This window comes from Promicromonospora vindobonensis, assembly GCF_042685865.1.
Classification (GTDB): Bacteria; Actinomycetota; Actinomycetes; order Actinomycetales; family Cellulomonadaceae; genus Promicromonospora; species Promicromonospora vindobonensis.
The window spans coordinates 3,688,017-3,704,303 of the sequence record NZ_JBHUOG010000002.1 but is presented as its reverse complement, the minus strand read 5'-3'; the positions used below and the strand labels follow the sequence as shown (position 1 = coordinate 3,704,303).

The window sequence follows — 16,287 nt, the reverse complement described above, 5'->3', positions numbered from 1 at the left end:
AAACTCGCTTCCTCTGGATCCACGATCCAGTATCAGCGTGTCCACCAAACGGGGTGAAGCCCCCTTGATGGCTTGATCAGAAGCATGCCCGACCTGTGTCCTGCACGGGTTGTGGCCCATGACAGTTACGCCTCCAGGTGACTCCTACCCAGGCCGACGCCGGTCACGACGTCCACGCTCGGGAGGAACATCGCAGTGTCCATGCTCGCAGAAGCAGTACCCGTCGCGCAGGTCTACCTGTTCGTCGTCGGGATCGATACCCATGCCCGTAACCACGTCTACGCGATCATCGAGACCCTCACGGGCGCGGTGGTCGACACCCAGGAGTTCCCGACCACCGCGGCCGGCCTGGCCCGCGCGTCGGCTTGGGTCGCCCGCCGCACGATCGACACACCGCAGGCTGTGCTGATCAGCATGGAAGGTACCGGCTCCTACGGGCGCCTGGCCGCCGGGCACCTCGCGGGCCTGGGCTACCGCGTGGTCGAGGCGCCCACCCCGGTCCGCGGCAAGGGGAAGGCCAAGACGGACATCCTGGACGCCCAGGCCGCGGCGCGTTCCGTCCTCGGCCAACCCGCTGACCTGCTGCGCGACTACCGGGCCGGGGAAGTCGCCGGCGCGATGCAGGTCCTGACCACCGCCCGCGAACGGCTCGCCAAGGACAAGACCGCGCACCTGAACGCGCTCACCGCGCTGCTGCGCACCCATGACCTGGGCATCGACGCCCGCAAGCCGCTCACGATGGCCCAGATCCGCGCCGTCAAAGCCTGGCGCAGGCGCACCACCGACCCCCTCGACCAGCAGTACGCCCGGACCGAAGCAGCCCGTCTCGCCGCGCGCGCCCTGGAACTGCACGACGAGCTCAAGGACAACGAGAAGACCCTGCGCGACCTCGTGGCCGCACACGCCCCCGACCTGCTCGACGAGCCCGGCATCGGCCCCTACTGCGCCGCCGTCATCCTCGCCGCCTGGGCCTACCCCGGCCGCGTCCGCTCCGAAGCCGCGTTCGCCCGCATCGCCGGCACCGCGCCGATCCCCGCCGCCTCCGGCAACCACAGCGACTACCAGCGCCTCGACCGCGGCGGCGACCGACGGCTCAACCACGCCCTGCACGTCGTGGTCATGACACGACTACGCATGCACGACACGACCCAGGACTACGCCGCACGCCGAACCGCCGAAGGCAAGACAATCCGGTCAATCCGCCGCCAGCTCAAGCGCTACCTCACCCGCAACCTGCACAGGCTCCTGACCAGGACAAACGCACTCGCCGCTACGGCTTGACGAACATAGAAGCGTCTTTGCAACGACCCTGGATTTCATGTGAAGTAGTCGGGTCGGCTGACATAGGTGTCGGTGACGAACATGACTCCGGAGGAGTTCTCGAGCAGAGGGCGTAGGCCGGCGATGAGGGCGTCGGCGCGGTGGTCGGGGATGACGGTGATGAGCAGGGCGAGGGTGTCCTGTTCGTTGAACAGCAGCCGTCCTTCGTGGTATCCGCTGTGGCCCAGACCGGAGACGCCGGAGATAGTGGTGTATCCGGTGGCGCCGGAGTGCTCGATGATGCGGCGAACGTCGGGGGCGTCGGTTCCCGAGACGATGACCTCGATTCTGGTCATTTTCGCGAGGTTGGTGCGGGTCATGGCTGCACTCCGTTCGAGGTGGGGTAGGGAATCCATCCCCCGCGGGCGCGGTGTTGCCAGGGGGAGCTCTGGTCGGTGCGGGCGAGGAGAGTGATCCAGTGGTTGTCGACGAGATCGCGCACCTTGGGGTTGCGGGCCACGATGGTGTCGATTCGCTCGTGCGGGGCGTGGACGAGGACGAGCAGGCGCATCGGTTCGTGCACGAGGCGGTTCCCGACTGCCACCGATTGCCAGGGCAGGCCCGTTCGCAGGTCTCCGGACGGGCCGGTGAGAACGCCGATTCCGCCGACGACGTTGTGGGTTGTTTTGGTGCCGGCGCCGAAGATGTCGGGGGCGACGGTGGAGAAATAGTATTGACAGTTGATCCATTGCGCGACGATCATCGCTGCGGTGAAGATCGTTTCCAGCGCGGTCGCGGTCGGGTCGTCGTCGGGGTTGTAGGAGTGCAGGAAGCAGCGGCTGCGCAGATCGACGCCTGCGGACAAGGTGCGTGGTCCGATGATGAATGCCGCGTTGCCGGCCAGGCCCCATTCGGGATACACCTGTGCCCAGTCCGCGCTACGGGTCCCGGCGTGGCGTGCCGCCGTGTGCGGACTCGGTCGGTCGGGCGCGCCGGGAAGCAGGGTGGTTCGTTCGGCAGCGAGGCGACGTCCGGCTTCGGCCAGGTCGGCGGTGAGCCGATCGAGGTCGTGCCGATGTGTGTCGGGCACCCGGTAGCGATCGAGGATGGTGACGCGGTCGCTGGTGGTGTCATGCTCGGCGGCGACGAACCAGCTGTCGTCGGGAATGTCGATGCCGCGGCTGGCGAGCCTGTCGCGCACTTCGGTGTCATTGAGGATGTCCACGGCGGCGCGAGCGTTCGGCCCGCCAGGGTTGCCACCGCAGGCGCCGCAGGCCAGGGCCGAATGGAAGGGGTTGTTCTCGGTACTGGCGCTGTGTCCGCAGAACACCACCAGCCGAGCGAAACCCTTGGTGAGTCCCATGACCGTGAGGGCGGTTTCGGCGATCTGCACACGCTGGTCGAGACCGAGCCCGCCGGCGGTGTCGATCACGGTGCGGGCAGGGGGCGCGATCCGGGTCCGGGTGCGGGTGCGCCATCGCCGGTAGCGGCGAGGTGCCAGGGTTTTCGCGGCGGCCACGGGCCCGCTCGCCCAGCCGAGGATCTCGGCGAGAGCGAACGGTGCCGCCAGGTCGGCTTTGGCGGTGTGGACCGCGTCCGCGGTGGCTGCGAGGGTGTGCAGTCCGGCGATGTGGCGCTGCGCCGCGACGAGCGCTGCCGGGTCGGGTTGTTCATATAGGTCGATGTGAGGTGTCACCAGAGCCGGCGCCGCGATCGCGGGATCGCCGTTGGCGAGGGCGTGGATGCGGCTGGCCACAGCGAAGAACCCCGCGAATCCGAACGTGTCGTAGCTGCCCAGCGCCTCGAGGTGCCGGCGCAGTCCTTCCGAGCGGGGATCGATACACAGCACCAACTGCGCGTCGGCGCGGGTGAAGTTCGGGGTGGGGACGGGTTTGTCCAGTTCCTCCAGCAGACCGCGGCGATAGTGCGTCTCGTAGGCGTCCAGCCACACCAGTGGCCGCGAATCGACGGGCATATGGTCGAGAATCCGGAGGATCGACGCCTCGCCGGCGGCATCGAGACCGGTCGTGCCCAATGCCTGTGCCGCGCGATGGGCACGGTCTGTGGCCGTGCCCGATGGGTGAGCGGGACCAGGAGCCGTCCTCGCGGGTAGTTCGGTGGTGTCGAGCAGGTGCGCCTCGTAGCTGAGCCGGACGGCGAGATAGTCGACCAGGTCGATTGTGGAGCCGGGTGTGTTGCTGTGCCACAGGATGTGGCTGGCCCAGCCCGGCAGCCGCGTCAGGTGGGCGCGCAGGTAGGCGATGCGTTCACCACCGTGTCCTACACCGAGTCGTGCCAGTGCGTGCGAGATGGCATCAGCGGGATCGGAGGGGAGGTCGCGCAGCGCGCGGCGAGCGGCTGCGGGGAGCCGCGGATCGCGTGGCGCCAGATCGGCCCAGGCCGGGTAGAAGCCCCGGTCGCGGCCGGGCATTGTCCAGCTGGCCTGGCCGGGATCCAGATACGCCGAGCACCATTTGACGGTTTGAGCGTCGATCGCTGCCGCGGTGCGCGCGCACACGCGTTCGCTCAGAGTGAGCAGCCGGCGGGTGGGGGGTGGCGGGGTCGATCCGTGGACAAGGTCGGCCAGAAGGATCTCGGCGGCGGTGTAGACGCGTCCGTCGACCTCGACAGGTGCCGCGGTGACGGCGTCTGGGAGTCGGCGCTCGAGAGCCTCGCTCAGATCGGCCTTCGTGATTCGGCCGGTGGTGTGGGCGGCGCGGAACTCGGCCTCGTCGAGGGTGCCTCGGAGGCCGTAGAGGTCACCGGCGATGGCGAGAGCGTCGTCGAAGGGCCGATGTTCCAGCCCGCCGAGTGGGTTGACCGCGATAAAACTGCTCAACGGCCATACGGGGGTGAGGACGCGGGCGGCCACACTGATCTCGGCTCGCAGCTGTGCGCGCTCGATCGCGCGCTGATCGACGGGGACCGAATCGACGGTGACTGTCATGATTCTCCTACCACAACGGGAACGAACGATCTGGTAGGCGCGGCACTGCGCGCGCCCCTGGTGAACGCGGTCCTGCGAGCGCGCGGACCGAGATCACCGAGACTCAGACACACCACATACAGGGTCTTGTGCAGCGAGGTCAGAGCGGGGACGGTGGTGACCCGTACGGTGGTGAGCGCCGCGACCACCACGAAGACCGGGATCAGCGTCCACGCGCTCATTACCGCGGGGCCCGCGGCCCGCAGAGTGGGTTCGGTGAAGGCGCTGAAGACCGACAGCGCACCGAGGTAGGCAACCATCACGGCGATGAGCACTGCGATGAACGCGCTGGCGGGCCCCGGTTTCGTCACGCGTCGGGCCCAGCCCCACATCAGGCGGGTGCCCGTCACCCACGCGAACGCCAGCAGCAACACCGTCCCGGAATGGGCGAGCCCGAACACCGATTCCCACAGCCACACCGCACCGGCGAGCGCCACCGTGGGCACCAGGAGGGCGAGCGCTCCGAAGGCGCGCCGCGCACCCGGACTGCCCAATGGTCGCGGTGGTGCGGTGCGTTCTTTGACGTGATCGCCGACCGCGGACCCCGACCCCAGGAAGAGCGTGGCCTTGTACATGCCATGTGCGATCAGGTGGAACAGCGCGGCGGAGTAGGCGCCGAGAGCGCACGTCATCACCATGAATCCCATCTGGCCGACGGTGGAGTAGGCCAGTGCGGACTTCACGTCGGGCCGGGTCAGCATGAGCGCGGTGCCGTAGACTGCGGTGAGCGCGCCGGCGAGGAAGGCCAGACCCGTCGCCGTGGCGTAGGAGTCGATCATCGGGTGCAACCGCAGCAGCAGCACGCCGCCCCCGTTGACGATGCCGGCGTGCAGCAGAGCTGACAGCGGTGTCGGCGCGGCGACGGTGGCCGGAAGCCATCCCGCTATCGGGACCAGCGCGGAGCGAGCCACCGCCGCGATCACGAGCGCTCCCGCGATGATCGAACCCGCCGCCGATGTGGTCGTCGGCAGCTCGAGAGCGCGCAGGTCCACGTTCCCCCACTGCACGGTGGCCACGATCACCGCCGTCCACAGCGCGATGTCGCCGACGAGCACCATGCGTGCGGTCCGCGCGACCGCCACCGGCACCCACGCATCGGCGCGGTACACCCGCAACAGCCACCACAACCCGAGGCCGATCGCCGACCAGGCCACAGCCAGCCCGATCAGCGTGGCGGCGGTGACCATCGCCGCGGTGGCCGTGGTGAGCAACCCGGTCAGCGCGGCGAAGCGGGCCGCCCGAGCGTCTCCGCGCAGGTACCGCGTGGCGAAACCCTGCACCACGGCACTGACGCCCAGCACCAGCAACAGCAACAGCACCGACACTCGATCGGCATAGAACCCGGCCACCGCCGACCCGTCCGGGCCGGTGGTCATGACCGCGGCGACCGGGCCGCGCACCGCCACCTCTATGGCGACCACGACAGCCGACACGGCAGCGAACGTCGTCACCGCGACACCGCAGCGACCGGTGCGCCATCCCGCGAGCAACAGCGGACCGGTCATCGCCGGCAGCAGTACCGATACCAGCAGCAGCACACTCACTGGCCTCTCCCTCCCAGCGGACGACCCGCTGATCACTCACCGACGCGATCACCTGTTGTCGGCGACCACCCGAACACCGCCCGGTTGCCACCGGATTGCCGGGAGCGGTCGGGGAACGCGATCGGACGCCGTCGATCACGACATAACGCGACTCACAATACACGAAATATAAAACACGTTCTCGGATGTGTTAAATCACTGTCGCATGTTGTAGCGTGTGATGCGTGACGGACTGGACGTTTCTCACCAACCACGCGCGGGTGCTGCTGTGCATCGCCCGCGACGATCAGATGCGCCTGCCCCAGATCGCCGACGAGGCCGGCATCACCGAGCGGGCGACCCAGCGCATAATCACCGAACTCGAACGCGCGGGGTACCTTGAGCGCAACCGCGACGGTCTGACCGGTCGCTACCGCCTCAACGGCGAGCTACCTTTCCGGCCACGGACGGACCGGGACGTCGCCGTGGGCGAGGTCCTCGACCTGCTCGAACACCCCACCCGAGACGACGGGTCCGTGGCCTCGGTAGCCCGACTGGAGCCGCGGCTGGTCGGCACGACGTCGGCGTGGATGGTGCTGCTGGTGCGCAGCGTCGACGATCTGGACGCGGCCGTGCCCGCGGTGAACGACTACCTGAACCACCTGCGTGAGGGCCTCTCGCCTGCCAGTCGGCACGACAGCACGCTGCTGGGCATCTGGGTCCGCGGCGACCTCGAAGAGGGACTGCCCGAATGGCTGCACTACGAGTCGGCCACCCCTGCGGCGGCCCAGGACGAGACCTCGCAGGCGGCCGTGGCTGAGGCCATGGTCGGGGTCCGCAGGTCGGTGTCACTGTCGGGACTCTGGACGCTGTGCTGGATCGACGGTCCCCTGCTGCGTGCGACCGACACCACCGATCAGGCCCGTCGGCACGTTCTCGACACGTTCGTCGCGGCTACCTCCGAGCCGCGAGGGTCGCGCTTGGGCGGCATCTTCTACGCCAGCTTCGCCGCGAGCCGCCCCTCGAAGTTCATGGCCGCCGAGGTCGCGGATCTGCGTGCCCGCCATCCGCGTCTGGTGGCCGATCGGTGGTTCGTCGTCGACGACGATCAGGGCATCCAGAGGCTGATCACCTACTCCGGAGTCGACCGATGACGCACACAGCCCGACCGACGACGTTCACCGGCCCTGGGACGATCTCCCCCGCAGCCGCCGCCCGGCCCGCTCCGGCCCAGGTGCAGGGGGTCGTCCGCGGCGCTGCGGAAATCCTGCGCCGAGGCGGTCTAGTCGCCTTCCCGACCGAGACCGTGTACGGGCTCGGTGCCGATGCCGAGAACGCCGAGGCGGTCCGCCGAGTCTTCGAGGTCAAGCGGCGGCCCGTGACGCACCCGCTGATCGTCCATCTCGCCGACTCCGGCCAGCTCGGCGACTGGGTCACGGGAACACCGGGTTACGCTCGGGTGCTCGCCGAGTGGTTCTGGCCGGGGCCGCTCACCCTGGTCCTGCCGCGTAGTCCCCGCATTCCGTCCGTTGTCACCGGTGGATGCGACACCGTCGCGGTGCGGGTCCCGCATCATCCCGTCGCCCAGCGCCTGCTCACTGCATTCGGCGGGGCGATCGCGGCGCCGTCGGCCAACCGTTTCGGTGCCGTCAGCTGCACCAGCGCCGAACACGTCGCCGACGAACTCGGCCCCGCCGTGGACCTCATCCTCGACAGCGGCCCCTGCCCGGTCGGGATCGAATCGACGATCATCGACGTCACCGGCGACGAGCCGATCCTTCTCCGCCCGGGCGCGGTCGGGGTGGATGATCTCGCCCGGGCACTGGGCCGGCCGATCCGAACAACCACACCATTGCCCGGGCACCGCGCGCCCGGGCAGCATCCTTCGCATTACGCCCCCCGCGCGCGCGTGGTCCTGGTCGAGGAGAGCGAGATCGTCGCCGAGGCCGATCGACAGCAGTCACACGGCCTGCGAGTCGGAGTCTTGCGACCACCCGCGAGCACGGCATCGATCACCATCGACAGCGCGCTGGTGATCGACGTGCCGACGGCAATCGGCGACTACGCCCGCGATCTGTATCGACTCCTGCGCGAATTCGATCGTCACGACTGCGAGGTCGTCATCGCCTCACTCCCTACCCCCGCGGGTGTCGGTCTGGCCATCGCGGACCGCCTCACCCGCGCATCCGCCCCTCGCCCCGCAGGAACCGCGTCGACCAGCACATGCGCCGAGTAGGAGAGGATCTGTGTCAACGACGCGAGTCGAGCGCGACCAACTACATGTGCAAATGAACTCACGTAAGACAAAATGGCAAACAGGGATCGTAGATTGTAGGGTGATCACGGTGGCGGACTGGACGTTTCTCACCAACCATGCGCATGTCTTGTTGTGCATCGCACAAGACCCCGGGATGCGGCTACGCGACGTCGCCGACGCGGTCGGCATCACCGAACGCGCGGCTCAGCGGATCGTGGCCGAACTGGAACAGGCAGGCTACCTCGAACGCGTCCGCGACGGGCGCCGCAACCGCTACCGATTGAACCAGGAACTGCCACTGCGGCACCCCCTCGACCGCGACCACGCGGTCGGGGAAATCCTCACCGTCCTGACAGCCGAGCCGAAGACCGCCCCCGGCCGTAGCGCATGAGCGCACCACACCCCTACCGCGACCGCGAAGTCGCCCTAGCGACCAAACATGGCAAGGAGCGGGTGCTGGCCACCGCCCTGGCCGAGCGGCCCGGCCTGATGGTCCAGGTCGCTACCGAGGTCGATACCGACCAACTGGGCACTTTCACCGGCGAGATCGAACGCCCGGCACCACCACGCGAGACAGCGCTGAGGAAAGCCCGCCTCGCCATGCAGGCCCTGAGACTGCCCCGTGGCCTGGCCTCCGAGGGCGCCTTCGGCCCCCACCCCATCGCCGGATTCATCCCCGCAGGACTGGAATTCCTCGCCTTCGTCGACGAGGACCTCGGCCTCGAACTCGTCGTGCACCATCTCGAGTGTGACACCAACTTCGGCCACACCGTCACCGACCAACTCGACGAACGAACCTCACAGTTCCTGCAATCCGCCCAGTTCGGCAGCCACGCGGTGACCGTGCGGCCGAACACCGCCACAACCGACGAGGCACTCTACAAAGGCATCCGCACCAGCTCCGCCCTCGCCGCAGCCCTCGCATGCTGCGCGGCGGCGTCCTCGGACGGGCACGCGCGCATCGAAACCGACATGCGCGCCCACCTCAACCCCACCCGCATGCGCAGCATCGCACGACTGGCCACCGAACTGGCCGAACGCCTCGACCGGCTCTGCCAGAGCTGCGGCGCCCCGGGGTTCGGTCGCGTCGCCACCGAACCCGGCCTCCCCTGCAGGCTCTGCCTCACCGCCACCCCGCAGCCAGCCGCAGACATCCACGGCTGCGCCCGCTGCGAACACCGCACCAGAATCAAGCGTCACGAACTCGCCGACCCGGCGGGCTGCCCCTTCTGCAACCCCTGACACCCACGAGACAGCCACCACCACCCACCATGCAAATCGCGAAACTCGATTCGCATATCAACTGACATGTGTTCGGGCATGTGGCAGCCTCGCGACCGAGGCTCAACCTGGCCCCATGCACGAGCGTCGGTCGGCAGCAGGCACCCCTACTCCCCCAGGGTCATTTCAAAGTTTATCTGGGTAGTGAGTAGCCGGGAGGAGCTTCACCTCCCGGCTACTCACGAGGAGACTGCTGAAGAACCGGTGTTTCTGTCCGCAGGGGATGTGGGCGGCGGGCGGATCGCCACGATACGGCAGTCTGTGCGGCATCAAGGTCAGCACCCCGAGGGTGCGACTGCGTGGGTCGGTCCGCCCGCCTGAACCCATCGTGAGCCCGTGACGGGACGGTTGTCCACAGGTTGCGGGCGGCGGGCCGGCTGTCAGGCCAGCGCCCAGGTCCCGGATCGGTGTTCGAGGCCGAGGGCGAGCAGACGGTGCAGGTTTCAGACCGGCGGTCCGGGTCAGCAGCCCCCTTGCTACGCATTTTCGGCAGGGACCGTCTCGTCTATGGCAGCGTGCGCTTGTCGATGGGCGGGGTTTTGGTCGCGCAACGGCTGGTGCCTGCCTGCGGGTGCTGCCCTTGGGCCTTCGCCCCGAGAAGTGGACACGTCTTCGTGTGGTCAGGCGGCCAGCCGTAGCGTAGCCGGGTCGGTTTCGTGTTCGTAGTCGATGGGGCTCTGGTTCCCGAGCCGGGAATGCGGTCGGCGCAGGTTGTAGCGCGTGATCCAGCGGAACACTGCGAGGCGGCAGGCGCGGGCATCGTCGAACGCGGGTGCGCCGGCCAGGGTCTCGCGTTTCAGCGTGGCGTTGAACGACTCGGCCAGGGCGTTGTCGGCGCTGGTGCCGACCGCGCCCATGGACTGAGTCACCTGCAGCCGGCCGCACAGCTGCGCGTAGTCCTTCGATCCGTACTGGGCTCCGTGGTCGCTGTGAAAGATTGCTCCGGCCAGCGAACCCCGCTCGGCTACGGCGGCCTGCAGGGCGTCGGTGACCAGCTCGGTGCGCATGTGATCGGCCAGCGACCAGCCCACGAGACGGCGCGAGTACAGGTCGATCACCGTCGCCAGATACAAGAACTGCCCGCCACCGATCGGCAGGTAGGTGATGTCGCCGACATACCGGCGGTTGGGTGCCGGAGCGGTGAAGTCCCGCTTGATCAGGTCGGCCACCTTCTGCCCGGACGGGTCCGGGACCGTGGTCCGTACCCGTCGGCGCAGCCGGATCCCCGCGATGCCGTGCTCGCGCATCACACGAGCGACCCGTTTGTGGTTCACCGGCGGCCCGACCGGGTCGGTCTTACGCAGCTCGGTCGTGACCCGCGGCGAGCCAAGAGCCGGATCCTCCTTCAGCAGGGCCCGGATCCGTGCCGCCAGCCCGGCATCAGCCCTGGCCCGGGCGGCACGACCAGCGGCACCGTCGCGCCACTTGTAGTAGCTCGACCGGTTGATCTCAAGAACCTGGCACAGCCGCTTCACCGAGTAGGTGGGATGGTGCTCGGCGACGAACTGGAAGCGGCTCACCAGGTCGTCTCTCCCGCGAAATACTTCGCGGCCTTGCGCAGGATCTCCCGCTCGGTGGCGAGCTTGCGCTTGTCAGCCTCCAGGCGAGCGTTGGCTGCCTCGAGCTCGGCGACCCGTGCCTCCAGCTGCCCGACCCGGCCACCGGAACGCACCGCCGGCTCGCCGGGCGTCGTGCCCGCTGCCGGACCGGCCGTCACGGCGGCCTGCCCGCGCTGCTCAGCCGCGCGGCGCACCCATAACCGCAACGTCTCTCGCGAGACGCCCAAGTCCCGGGCGATCCCCTTGATCGTCGCCCCGGGTGTGGACTCGTACAAGGCCACAGCATCGGCCTTGAACTCCTCCGGATAGTTCTTCATAGCCATGCGGATCAAACTCGCTTCCTCTGGATCCACGATCCAGTATCAGCGTGTCCACCAAACGGGGTGAAGCCCCGTTCTAGAAGTCGTTCGGGCTGATGAACGTCGAGATGTTCGACCTTGGTGACGGATCCGACCTCGCGCTGGAGACCGCGGACGTGATCGTTGTACGTGACGAGCTGTCCACGATCTCGCACCTCGCGCACATCTCCCGGCGCGCCCGGCGCTACGTGATCGCCAACCTCGCCATCGCTGCGACCTTCATCGCCGTCCTGGTCACGCGGGACCTCGTCGCGACGCTGCCTCTCCCGCTGGCCGTCGCCGGCCAGGAGGGGCTCAGCGGTCATCGTCGCGCTCAACCGTCTGCGCCTCCTGCGCTGCCAGGCCTGAACCGGCTAGCGGTAGCCCGGCGGCGCCTCGCTCAGCGGCCGACCACGAACCCGGCCGAGCGTCGTTCGTCGGCGAAGCTGGTGACCTTGCCCTCGTCCCAGTCGACGGCCAGCGCCTGGACGGAGCCGTAGTTGGCCAGCTCGGCCTGGTCGCTGACGACCACGTCGTACCCGAGGGCGGCCATAGGGTCGGCGAGCCCGCGGGTCTCCAGGCGGAGCTGCCCGTCGGTCAGGATGAACCGGCCGGCGCGCACGGCGTCTTCCAGGCTCTGCCGGTGCAGGGCCCAGCGGACGACGACGTTCGCGGTGGTGCTGGGGATCTGCCGGCCGCCCGGGGTGCCGATCACCAGTACGGGGCGGCCCTGGTCGTCGAGCAGCATGGACGGTGAGCTCCAGGTCACCGAACGGCGTCCGGGCTCGGGCAGGTTCGCGCTCATGGCGCCGATGTCGCTGAACCGTTCGAGCTGGTCGTTGAGGAAGAACCCGGCGACGTACTGGCCACTGCCCCAATAGTTGGTGATGGTGTTGGTCATCGAGACCGCTGTCCCGTCGGCGTCGATCACCGAGATGTGCGTGGTGTTTGGTGCGCTCTCGTAGCCGCCCTGCGCGGCCGATCTCTTGCTCGCCTGGGCGGCGTCCACGAGGGTGGCGGCGATCTGTGCGTTCTGGCCGGGGTCGGTGAGCCGGTCCACCGGGACGTTCACGTATCGGGGGTCACCGAAGTGCTGCTGCACCGAGGTGTCGGCGACCTGCCAGGCCCGTGAGAGCAGGTCCACGAACTCGGGCGAGTCGGGGTCGACGTCGGCGATCCCGGCGGCCTCTGCGATCTGCACCATCTGGATGATGGCCGCGCCCGGCAGCGCGGGTGCGCCCGAGAGCATCGTGTACCGGCCGACCGGACCGGACGCGGGTTCGAAGGTGTCGACCTGGTAGGCGGCCAGGGACTCGTGGTCGATGCCGGGGGTCTGGGCCAGCGTCTGGGCGAGGGTGCCGGTGTAGAACGAGCCGGCGCCTTCCTCGGCCAGGTTGCGCATGGTCTCGGCCAGGTCCGCCTGGACCAGCGTGTCGCCCTCCTGCAGCGGGGTGCCGTCCGCCCGCCGGAACTGCGGCAGGGCGCCGGTGATGTCCTGGCCGTAGGGGCTGTTGATCGAGGAGGCGAGGTAGCGCGAGACCGGCCCGCCCTCGTCGGCGATCTTGATGGCGGGAGCGAGCAGGTCGGCCCACGGCAGGTTCCCGTGGTCACGGTGGAGGCGCTCCATCCCGGCGACGAACCCGGGGATCCCAGCCCCGCCGTCGGGGATCTGGCCGGCCTGGTTGACCACCTCGCGGTACTCGTAGTTGGTCGCCTCCCCGTCGCCCACGACGATCGAGACACCGCCGCCACCGATGCCGGAGCTGGCCGGCTGCATCACGGCGTCGGCGAACGCGGCGGCGATCGCCGCGTCCACAGCGCTCCCGCCGCGCTCGAGCATCAGGTCGCCAGCCTCTGCGGCCAGCGGGTGGCCGGCGCTGACGCCGTAGCCGCCAAGTGCGGGTCCGGGTGGCGCCGCGGAGGCCGCCCCGGGCTGCGTCGGTGAGTCGTCCGGGGTGGGGGCAGGCTCCGCCGTCGTGCAGGCACCGAGGATCAGGGCGGCCGCTGCGGCCGTGAGGGAGGCCCGGACCGTGGCCGAGGGCCGCAGCCTCCTGCTCGGGGTGTCGGTCATCGTTCGGCCCTTTCTGCTGCGGGGGTGGTCTGTGTCTGTGGGCGAGGTGCGGTGGGGCGCAGCCAGGTCTGGCGCAGGAGCCGTTCGAGCGGTCCCGGCCACCCGGTCCTGCGCCAGAGGACGGCGGCGGTGAGCACGACGGCGATGAGGTTGGCGCTGATCAGGACGCCCTGCTCCACGTCGAAGCCCTCGGGCGGCTTGATCGCGGCGATCACCACGAAGTGCAGGACGTACAGGGTCAGGGCGAGCCGGCCGGACGCGACCAGCCAGCCCAGGACGGCGGAATCGGGGTAACGTCGCCCGGCCAGCGAGCACAGCGCCACCGTGGCGACGGCGCCGCCGATGCTGCTGGCCAGCCACAGCGGCATCTGTCCGTGCGCGGCGCCGGTCAGCAGGCGCCACGGCCCACGGTCGGCGTCCGGCCCGATGAGGGCGTAGGTGACCTGCGAGACGACCGCCGCGCCGACGGCAACCGCCGCGCCGTTGATCGCCAGGCGCCGCAGGAGCCGGGTGTCCGACAGGTCGAGCCGGGCCAGGCACAGACCGGCCACGAACGGCACGGTCCAGCTGGCGAGCGGATACGGGCCGGTCAGCACGAGCGAGTGCGCCGCTTCCCATGGTTGGGTGCCGAAGCTGACCGGGTCGAGCCAGTGGGTGGCCGGTTCGATCGCGTCGTGGGTCACGATCATGACCGGCCCGACCAGCAGGAGACTGGCACCGGCGCCCAGCAGCAGGACCCGGCTGGGCAGCCGCCACAGGAGCGGTGCCAGTAGGAACAGGATGGCGTAGGTGGGCAGGATGACGTTGACCTGCTCGGTCAGCCCCTGCAGAGCGACGCCTCCCGCGAACAGGAGCGCTGCCCGCCAGGTGACGGTCGCCCACCGGTCCCGTTCGGTTCGGCGGGCCAGAAGGTAGCCCATGCCGATGCCAGCGACGACGACGAAGAGCACGGACGCTCGCCCGAAGGGCAGCATGTAGAGGCGGTGGAGCAGGGACTGGGAGTCGGCGGGGCCGACGTTGACGATGATCATGCCGATGAGGGCGAGTCCGCGGGCGGCGTCCAGGCCGCTGTTCCGGGCTCGCGGTGGTTCTTGGTTCACGTGTGTTCACTTCCTCGGACCGGCACGCCGCAGGAGGGCTCCAGGCTCGGCGGTGCCCGTCCGTGCACGACTGGCGCGCCCGCTCCGGTGCTACCGGGCAGGCACGCGAGGGCTGGGGGTCAGGTCAGGCGAAGGAAGGAACGCGCGGTGGCGCACGGGAGCCGGCGACGGTGCCGGTCCAGAGGGTGGCCAGGTGTGCGGGCCGCGGGTCGGCGACCCGGCGGGTCTGCTCGCCCGGGAGGGCGCAGGCCGGGGCCGGGGCGCGGCGCAGCACCGCACCGATGTGCTGGCAGGCCAGATAGGCGACGGCGGCGCCGCACGCCTGCACCATGGCCGCGCCGGTGAGCACCAGTACGAGCGGTGCGGCGTGCGCGGCGACGCCGTCCGCAATGTAGAGCGAGTCCAGCACGAACGCGGTGACCAGGGCGAGCGCGGCGACGTCCCGGGCCGACCGTGTCTCGTCGAACGAGCCCTGGTGTCCGGGCCTGGAACCGTCGCCCGCGAACCGCCGGCTCGCGGGCGCCACGAGAAGGACGAGGACACCAAGGACTATCGGGCCCAGCATCGTCAGCGTGCCCGACGTCGCCGAGGACACCAGCCCGGCATGCTCCAGCATGCCTCCGAGCAGCCAGTGCATCGCCAGGAGCGTCGCCGCGGCGAACATCATCCCACCCGTGCTCGCAGGGGCCCCGGTCGGCGCGGCAGGAGGCGTTACGTGATTCCGCAACGCTCCCACCCCCGAATCTCACCGCTGGTGCGGCACCGCTGTCGAATGCGCGTGTCGCCTGCTTCTGGGAGCATGCTCGCACATGATCTACTAGTTGCGCATATACGAATGTATTCCTGCGGCGATCACTCACACCGTCGTCGCACACTCTCCCGAAGGACACACATGACAGTCCCCGCTCAGCCTGCTGCCCGGCCCGCCCGCTGGACCCGCCACGCCTTGGCCTGTGGCGTCGCCGGCCTGGTCGCCGCTGCCGTGGTGATCGTGACGATGCTGGGGGCTGCCGCTCCTGCGTCCGCGCACGACGCGTTGGCCAAGACCAGCCCCGAGGCCGACACCACCGTGACTGAGGCACTCGAGGACGTGCAGCTCACGTTCGTGGCCGAACCCCTGGAAACCGGGACGGAGGTCCTGGTCATGGACCAGGACGGCACCGACTGGAGCAGTGGTGAGGCGACCCATGACGGCGCCACGATCACCCAGCCGCTGACCTCCGAGCTGCCCAGTGGCACCTACGAGGTGCAGTGGCGAGTCGTGTCGGGTGACGGGCACCCGATCTCCGGTTCCTACGCCTTCGACGTCGAAGTCGCTCCGGTGGCCGACGAGGAGAGCCCGTCGCCCAGCGCGTCCCCGTCCGGGACCACATCCGAGGTGAGCGCACCGACCGACGCGTCCGGCAGCGCGTCCGCCACCCCGGCAGCAGACCGCAGCTCCGACACCTCCGGCGACTCCTCGCTCTTCGCCGTGGCCATCGGGGCGATCGTGCTGGTCGTCGTGGTCGTGGTGGTCGTCGCGTTTGTTCGCCGGCGCTACTCCGCCGAGTGACCGCAGCAGACGAGAGCGCTCAGCGGTGGTGGGGCGGGACGTCGTAGAGCATGTGCTCGGTGTGCTGCAGGACGTTGGCGACCAGGGCCGCGACGTGTTCGTCGGGCTGCCCGTAGTAGATGGTGGTTCCCTCCCGGCGGGAGGTGACCAGGTGCCCGGCGCGCAGCTTGGCCAGGTGCTGGGACACGCCCGCACCGGGCCGCCCCAGAGCCTCGGCAATGGCCGTCACCGACATCTCGGTACCGTTGAGCATCGCCAGGATCGCCAGCCGTGTGCGGTCGGCGAGAAGCCGCAGGACGTCGACAGCGTGGTCGAGGTCTGCCTCCGGGGGCGTGGTGCGCTGGGTGGTGGCCACGAACG

The 16,287-nt window shown here is 69.4% G+C and carries 15 protein-coding genes; 7 read left to right on the top strand and 8 right to left on the bottom strand.

Annotation, left to right across the window (positions count from 1 at the left end; translation table 11 throughout):
* Positions 1-201 precede the first annotated feature (201 nt).
* Complete coding sequence (locus ACFS27_RS29650; RefSeq protein WP_253878237.1) at positions 202-1,281, top strand: IS110 family transposase; 1,080 nt, start codon at positions 202-204, stop codon at positions 1,279-1,281.
* Between the two features lie 35 nt (positions 1,282-1,316).
* On the opposite strand, the gene ACFS27_RS29645 is transcribed toward ACFS27_RS29650, so the two are convergent.
* Genes ACFS27_RS29645 through ACFS27_RS29635 form a run of 3 tightly spaced genes read right to left on the bottom strand, consistent with a single transcriptional unit; the run spans position 1,317 to position 5,790 of the window.
* On the bottom strand, positions 1,317-1,616 hold the full coding sequence (locus tag ACFS27_RS29645) for a P-II family nitrogen regulator (RefSeq protein ID WP_377191023.1): 300 nt from the start codon (positions 1,614-1,616) through the stop codon (positions 1,317-1,319).
* A 20-nt stretch (positions 1,617-1,636) separates the two neighbouring features.
* Positions 1,637-4,207: a DUF2309 domain-containing protein gene (locus ACFS27_RS29640; protein WP_253878235.1), complete on the bottom strand. Its 2,571-nt coding sequence runs from the start codon at positions 4,205-4,207 to the stop codon at positions 1,637-1,639.
* Entirely contained in the window at positions 4,204-5,790 is a 1,587-nt protein-coding gene (locus ACFS27_RS29635; RefSeq protein WP_253878233.1) for a proton-conducting transporter transmembrane domain-containing protein, read from the bottom strand. Before ACFS27_RS29635 ends, ACFS27_RS29640 begins: the two co-directional genes overlap by 4 nt.
* Positions 5,791-6,014: 224 nt before the next feature.
* Here ACFS27_RS29635 and ACFS27_RS29630 point away from each other — a divergent pair, with 224 nt between their 5' ends.
* The 4 genes from ACFS27_RS29630 to ACFS27_RS29615 all read left to right on the top strand — a co-directional run bounded on the left by ACFS27_RS29630 (position 6,015) and on the right by ACFS27_RS29615 (position 9,268).
* Positions 6,015-6,923: a MarR family transcriptional regulator gene (locus ACFS27_RS29630; protein ID WP_242136444.1), complete on the top strand. Its 909-nt coding sequence runs from the start codon at positions 6,015-6,017 to the stop codon at positions 6,921-6,923.
* A complete protein-coding gene (locus ACFS27_RS29625) occupies positions 6,920-8,005 on the top strand; it encodes an L-threonylcarbamoyladenylate synthase (protein WP_242136445.1) in 1,086 nt (361 codons plus the stop codon). Before ACFS27_RS29630 ends, ACFS27_RS29625 begins: the two co-directional genes overlap by 4 nt.
* A gap of 109 nt (positions 8,006-8,114) precedes the next feature.
* A complete protein-coding gene (locus tag ACFS27_RS29620; protein ID WP_242136446.1) occupies positions 8,115-8,417 on the top strand; it encodes a helix-turn-helix transcriptional regulator in 303 nt (100 codons plus the stop codon).
* Entirely contained in the window at positions 8,414-9,268 is an 855-nt protein-coding gene (locus ACFS27_RS29615; protein WP_253878229.1) for a DUF6671 family protein, read from the top strand. The genes ACFS27_RS29620 and ACFS27_RS29615 overlap by 4 nt, the downstream gene beginning before the upstream one ends.
* 659 nt (positions 9,269-9,927) lie before the next feature.
* Here ACFS27_RS29615 and ACFS27_RS29610 read toward each other — a convergent pair.
* Positions 9,928-11,189 (bottom strand): IS3 family transposase gene (locus ACFS27_RS29610; protein ID WP_377183469.1). Its coding sequence is split into 2 segments (ribosomal slippage): positions 9,928-10,844 and positions 10,844-11,189, totalling 1,263 coding nucleotides; the frame shifts between segments, so codons are not numbered across the junction.
* A 92-nt stretch (positions 11,190-11,281) separates the two neighbouring features.
* Here ACFS27_RS29610 and ACFS27_RS29605 point away from each other — a divergent pair.
* A complete protein-coding gene (locus ACFS27_RS29605) occupies positions 11,282-11,704 on the top strand; it encodes a hypothetical protein (RefSeq protein WP_301313107.1) in 423 nt (140 codons plus the stop codon).
* On the opposite strand, the gene ACFS27_RS29600 is transcribed toward ACFS27_RS29605, so the two are convergent.
* The 3 genes from ACFS27_RS29600 to ACFS27_RS29590 form a co-directional block, all read right to left on the bottom strand.
* Positions 11,605-13,275 (bottom strand): gamma-glutamyltransferase, encoded by a 1,671-nt coding sequence (locus ACFS27_RS29600; protein ID WP_253877639.1) that lies wholly within the window; start codon positions 13,273-13,275, stop codon positions 11,605-11,607. The two genes, ACFS27_RS29605 and ACFS27_RS29600, sit on opposite strands and share 100 nt — an antisense overlap.
* The gene (locus tag ACFS27_RS29595; RefSeq protein WP_253877641.1) at positions 13,272-14,375 is read right to left on the bottom strand and encodes an acyltransferase family protein; all 1,104 of its coding nucleotides are present in this window, start codon (positions 14,373-14,375) and stop codon (positions 13,272-13,274) included. Before ACFS27_RS29595 ends, ACFS27_RS29600 begins: the two co-directional genes overlap by 4 nt.
* A gap of 124 nt (positions 14,376-14,499) precedes the next feature.
* Complete coding sequence (locus ACFS27_RS29590) at positions 14,500-15,042, bottom strand: hypothetical protein (RefSeq protein ID WP_377191020.1); 543 nt, start codon at positions 15,040-15,042, stop codon at positions 14,500-14,502.
* A 225-nt stretch (positions 15,043-15,267) separates the two neighbouring features.
* Between ACFS27_RS29590 and ACFS27_RS29585 the strand changes: the two genes are divergently transcribed.
* Complete coding sequence (locus tag ACFS27_RS29585; protein ID WP_253877645.1) at positions 15,268-15,927, top strand: copper resistance CopC family protein; 660 nt, start codon at positions 15,268-15,270, stop codon at positions 15,925-15,927.
* A gap of 19 nt (positions 15,928-15,946) precedes the next feature.
* On the opposite strand, the gene ACFS27_RS29580 is transcribed toward ACFS27_RS29585, so the two are convergent.
* Positions 15,947-16,282 carry an ArsR/SmtB family transcription factor gene (locus ACFS27_RS29580; RefSeq protein WP_253877647.1) on the bottom strand — a complete coding sequence of 112 codons (336 nt, stop codon included), beginning with the start codon at positions 16,280-16,282 and terminating at the stop codon, positions 15,947-15,949.
* Positions 16,283-16,287 lie beyond the last annotated feature (5 nt).

Excerpts from the sequence above, each read along its gene's own strand:
- ACFS27_RS29650 (WP_253878237.1), top strand. The coding sequence starts at position 202 with ATGCTCGCAGAAGCAGTACCCGTCGCGCAGGTCTACCTGTTCGTCGTC.
- ACFS27_RS29645 (WP_377191023.1), bottom strand. The coding sequence starts at position 1,616 with ATGACCAGAATCGAGGTCATCGTCTCGGGAACCGACGCCCCCGACGTT.
- ACFS27_RS29640 (WP_253878235.1), bottom strand. The coding sequence starts at position 4,207 with ATGACAGTCACCGTCGATTCGGTCCCCGTCGATCAGCGCGCGATCGAG.
- ACFS27_RS29625 (WP_242136445.1), top strand. The coding sequence starts at position 6,920 with ATGACGCACACAGCCCGACCGACGACGTTCACCGGCCCTGGGACGATC.
- ACFS27_RS29615 (WP_253878229.1), top strand. The coding sequence starts at position 8,414 with ATGAGCGCACCACACCCCTACCGCGACCGCGAAGTCGCCCTAGCGACC.
- ACFS27_RS29605 (WP_301313107.1), top strand. The coding sequence starts at position 11,282 with ATGAACGTCGAGATGTTCGACCTTGGTGACGGATCCGACCTCGCGCTG.
- ACFS27_RS29600 (WP_253877639.1), bottom strand. The coding sequence starts at position 13,275 with ATGACCGACACCCCGAGCAGGAGGCTGCGGCCCTCGGCCACGGTCCGG.
- ACFS27_RS29590 (WP_377191020.1), bottom strand. The coding sequence starts at position 15,042 with ATGATGTTCGCCGCGGCGACGCTCCTGGCGATGCACTGGCTGCTCGGA.
- ACFS27_RS29585 (WP_253877645.1), top strand. The coding sequence starts at position 15,268 with ATGACAGTCCCCGCTCAGCCTGCTGCCCGGCCCGCCCGCTGGACCCGC.